The organism is Streptomyces sp. AK02-01A (assembly GCF_033795305.1).
Taxonomy (GTDB): Bacteria; Actinomycetota; Actinomycetes; order Streptomycetales; family Streptomycetaceae; genus Streptomyces.
This window is the reverse complement of sequence record NZ_JARBAE010000104.1, coordinates 1-3,787: the sequence shown is the minus strand read 5'-3', so window position 1 is coordinate 3,787 and position 3,787 is coordinate 1. Positions and strand designations below refer to the sequence as shown.

The 3,787-nt window shown below is 64.4% G+C and carries 4 protein-coding genes and 2 pseudogenes; 4 read left to right on the top strand and 2 right to left on the bottom strand.

Annotation, left to right across the window (positions count from 1 at the left end; translation table 11 throughout):
- Positions 1–95: 95 nt before the first annotated feature.
- A pseudogene (locus PV679_RS35855) lies at positions 96–197 on the bottom strand (IS30 family transposase); the annotation flags it as partial.
- A gap of 22 nt (positions 198–219) precedes the next feature.
- Between PV679_RS35855 and PV679_RS35850 the strand changes: the two are divergent.
- From PV679_RS35850 to PV679_RS35840, 4 genes and pseudogenes are all read left to right on the top strand, one after another.
- Positions 220–528: a hypothetical protein gene (locus PV679_RS35850; RefSeq protein ID WP_319685472.1), complete on the top strand. Its 309-nt coding sequence runs from the start codon at positions 220–222 to the stop codon at positions 526–528.
- Positions 529–1,331: 803 nt separating this feature from the next.
- Positions 1,332–1,565, top strand: a complete 234-nt coding sequence (locus tag PV679_RS35845; protein ID WP_319685471.1) for a DUF397 domain-containing protein — start codon at positions 1,332–1,334, stop codon at positions 1,563–1,565.
- 97 nt (positions 1,566–1,662) lie between these two features.
- Positions 1,663–1,902 (top strand): annotated as a pseudogene (locus PV679_RS36335) (helix-turn-helix domain-containing protein); the annotation flags it as partial.
- 3 nt (positions 1,903–1,905) lie between these two features.
- Positions 1,906–2,568, top strand: a complete 663-nt coding sequence (locus tag PV679_RS35840) for a DUF5753 domain-containing protein (protein WP_319685470.1) — start codon at positions 1,906–1,908, stop codon at positions 2,566–2,568.
- A 25-nt stretch (positions 2,569–2,593) separates the two neighbouring features.
- Here the strand turns inward: PV679_RS35840 and PV679_RS35835 are convergent, their stop codons facing one another.
- A complete protein-coding gene (locus tag PV679_RS35835; protein WP_319685469.1) occupies positions 2,594–3,406 on the bottom strand; it encodes an SAM-dependent methyltransferase in 813 nt (270 codons plus the stop codon).
- Positions 3,407–3,787: the final 381 nt, after the last annotated feature.

The following is a 3,787-nucleotide window of genomic DNA, read 5'->3' as shown; positions in this document are numbered from 1 at the left end:
CGACAGAACCCCTCGACAAGGTTCATCGTCCCAGCTCAGAAGGCACTTTCGCGTTACCGCACAGAACCCGACCCCACACCAAGTGAAACGGCGAGGCTAGCGGGGTTGCAGAAGAAGACAGGCATGTTCGTAGCCATCGCGATCTCGTGGTGACGTGCCATTTCGCTGCCTTGGTCCCAAGTCAGTGAGCGTTTCAGGTGGGGGGAGACCGCTACCAGGATGCCCCTGGGGGAACTGCTCGCAGCCAAGACGGAAGGCCGCGAGCCCGCAGCGAATAACGGGCGGGTTCCGCCTGGCGGCCAGGTCATCGACCTGGTGACGGCGTTGACGCGGTCGGTGGCGGCGGCGCGCACCTCGCGCGGCGAGACGGACGCGTCCAGGAAGCCGACCCCGTCGGTGTCCGCGAAGGAGACGGGCCGGAGGCGCACCGCGGGAAAGAAGGCGATGCCCGCGGAGAAAGTGGCGACGAAGCAGCAGCCCGCGAAGAATACGGCGACCAGATCCCAGTCCTGGAACCGCAGGGGCTGACTCCGCCGCCTCTCAGGCGCGGCCGGGCATCGCAGCCCAAGGCTGTCGGTTCTTCACTCCATCTGCTGCCCAGGCGGCGGTGGCTCGTTCGGAAGCGTCCAGTGCCGGGGCGCCGGCCGGCCCGGGGTGAGAATTGTTGCCCGGGCGGGGGCCTGAACCTCGGGGATGTCGAGGAGGGCTACCGCTACCACGCACTCCAGACGCGCCACCAGGCCCTCCGGGTTCTGGGCTGTCGCTTCATGCCCACCTGATGTCGACCAGGAACTCCCGTAGGTCCGCGGCGCCCGAGTCGCCGTTCGCTGCCTGGCGCGGGACGGTGGACGTCCGCCCGGGCCGATGAGAAAGTCTCTGCCCCGGCCCGTGTTCTCCGGGAGCGCGGCGAGTAAGTGGTAGAGCGCTCCCACCGCCGCTTCATACGAGGATGCCGGGAACTCCAAAGCCTCCTGCCCGCGGCGTGGTTTATGTGATCGTCAAATGATCGGATCCTGAGGCCCTCGGCCCTGCCGTGCCGAGCCTTCTCGCAGTTGTTGACTCGTGGGCATGATCGACCGGGATAGGGTCGCGGGCCACGCCCGTTCACCAGCCACGGCGACTGGTGGCGATATGTGTTCCGACATGTGGCGTTTCCTGCCAGGCCCCTCGGTCTTCAACCCTTTCGGGGGACTTCGGAGAGGACACCGTAAAGCTAGGATTCTCATCAATTCCCGCTCCATGCAATTGCATATGGGATTCTCCTACCCGACTGCTGGCAACTGGCCTGGGGCGGGAAGTGCGTTGTTCGAATGTGAGTGAAAGGTGTGCGAATGCCGTTCGATAATGGCGTCTCTGCGGTCGACATTCCGGGCGTACGATGGATCAAGAGCACGGCGAGTCAGGGAACCGGGAACTGTGTTGAAGTGGCAGATCTGAAGGATGGATCTGTCGCTTTCCGTAACTCCCGTTTCCCGCAAGGCCCGGCGCTGGTGTACACGGAGTCTGAGGTGGCGGCGTTTGTGGCGGGTGTGAAGGCCGGTGAGTTCGATGATCTGACGGCCTGAACTCACCTCAGGCCATAGGTTGTTATGGCGGACATGGTGGGCTCCGGACTGAAATACTGGCAGGAGTTGAGTTGTCCCGTCAGCGTCAGGAGCAGACATGTCCGCCATAGCTCAGCTGGCCGCTCCATCCGTGCCCGATTCCAAGGCAGAGGCCGCTCCGCGTTTACTGGGTGAGTTCCTTCGGCGGCTTCGGCTGGAGCGCGGGCTTTCTCTCGCGGAGGTGGCCCCCGTCATTCGGGGCAGCGTCTCAAAGATGAGTCGTCTGGAGCGGGGGGAGAGTCCACCGAAGGAGCGGGATGCTTACGATCTTGTCCGTCATTACGGCCCGCGCGCCGATCAGATGGACGAGTTCGAGAACTTGATGCGGCAGGTCCAGGACAGCGCTCGGTACAAGACCTACAGCGATGTGACACCGGGGTACCTGCGTCGCCTCATCGCTCTGGAGAAGGCCGCGATCACCATCCTGGCCTACGAGACGCACGTGGTCCCCGGGCTGCTGCAGACTCCGAGCTACGCACGGGCGGTGATCAGAACGGCCATGCCCGAGGGAGACGAGGCGGAGATCGACCGTCACGTCCGTGCCAGGATCGACCGCCAGAGCCTCTTCCACAGCGACCACCGGCCCGAGGTGCTCGCCCTGCTGGATGAGGGAGTTCTGCGGCGTCCGGTCGGTGGACCCGAAGTGATGTGTGAACAGATCACGTTCCTGCGGACAGCGATGGCCACGGAAGCGCGCGTCAACATCCTCATCGTGCCCTTCGACCGCGCCGCCATCGCTCCGAACTATCCGATCACCCATCTGCACTTCGGCGACGGCGGTCCCTCCGAGCTGGTGTACGTGGAGCAGATGAACAAGGCCGACTACTGGACGAGGCCGGCATACCTGGATCAGTACCGGCTCGTCATCACGAAGCTGATGGATGTCGCTCTGTCCCGGGAAGAGACCATCGACTTCCTGAACGACATGCACGGGCAGTATGAGGCGCAGATGCGGCGGGGCTGAGAGTCACCGGGGATGGGCCGTCTGCTCAGCTCAGGCGGCCGACTCCTCCCCATTCCACCCAGTCCTTGATGTGCGGGCGCGGTACGACCTCGGTGTCCGGGCGCCAGCGCACGACATCCCCGAGTCCCGGAGGAATGATTTCCAGGCCGTCGAAGTAGGCGGTGACTTCATGTTCTTCCCGGACGCGGCCCCAGTTGTCGTGGGTGATGTCGTTCATCAGCCGGGTGACTTCGTTACGGACGTCCCTGCGGTCGCTGACGAGCTGGCAGATGACCAGGAAACTTCCGGGGGCCAGGCGTTCGGTGACCCGTTGGAGCATCGGCTGTACGTCGTCGTCCTTGAGACAGTGCATCACGGAGACGAACAGGGCGGCGACTGGTTCGCCGGGGTTGATGAGGCGCCGGACGGCCGCGTGTTCAAAGATGCGGTCCGTGTCGCGCATGTCGGCGTGGACCATGGCGGTCTGGTCGTCCTGCGCCAGGCGGGTGCGCCCGTGGGCGCCCACGATCGGATCGTTGTCGATGTACACGGTGCGTGCCCCGCCAGCTGCTCGCTGGGCCACTTCGTGCACGTTGTCCTGGGTCGGCAGGCCGGATCCGTGGTCCAGGAACTGCTGAATGTTATAGGTGTCGGCCAGCTCGCGCACCACGCGACGCAAAAAGGCCCGGTTGTTGAGGGCCAGCGTCTTCGTGCTGGGGGCGATACGGAGTAACTCCTCGCCGGCGTCCCGGTCCGACCGGAAATTCTCGATCCCGCCCAGCAGCCAGTCGTATATACGCGCGACGCTTGGTGTGTTGACGTCAATTAAGTGAGATATGGGTTTCTCGCCCTGAGCCATCCGTCCCCCTGTCATCCCTGTAGCAGACGTTCCGGCTGGAAGTTCCCCATGGTAGAGGGGGTGCCGGTGGGCGGCCAGGGAACGGGGCAACACGGCCGGGTGATGTAGAGGAGGGCGAAGCAATCGGGCCTGAGGGGTGAGAAAATCACTCCCGGCGCGTTTCCAACCGCCGTCCAGGAGGCTCTGTGGGCGTCTCGGCGCCGTGTGCGCCGCGCACGCGGCCTACAAGGTCACCCCTGCAGTACCCGTCTGGCCGGCTTCGTCTCATCGTGGCCTGCCGCGCCGTGAAGCTTCCCCTTGATCGTGGACACCTGGAGACTGGGATCAGAGTGGTTCCAGAGGAAGCAGTGACCAGGTGGCAAGCAAGTACACGAAGCGGTA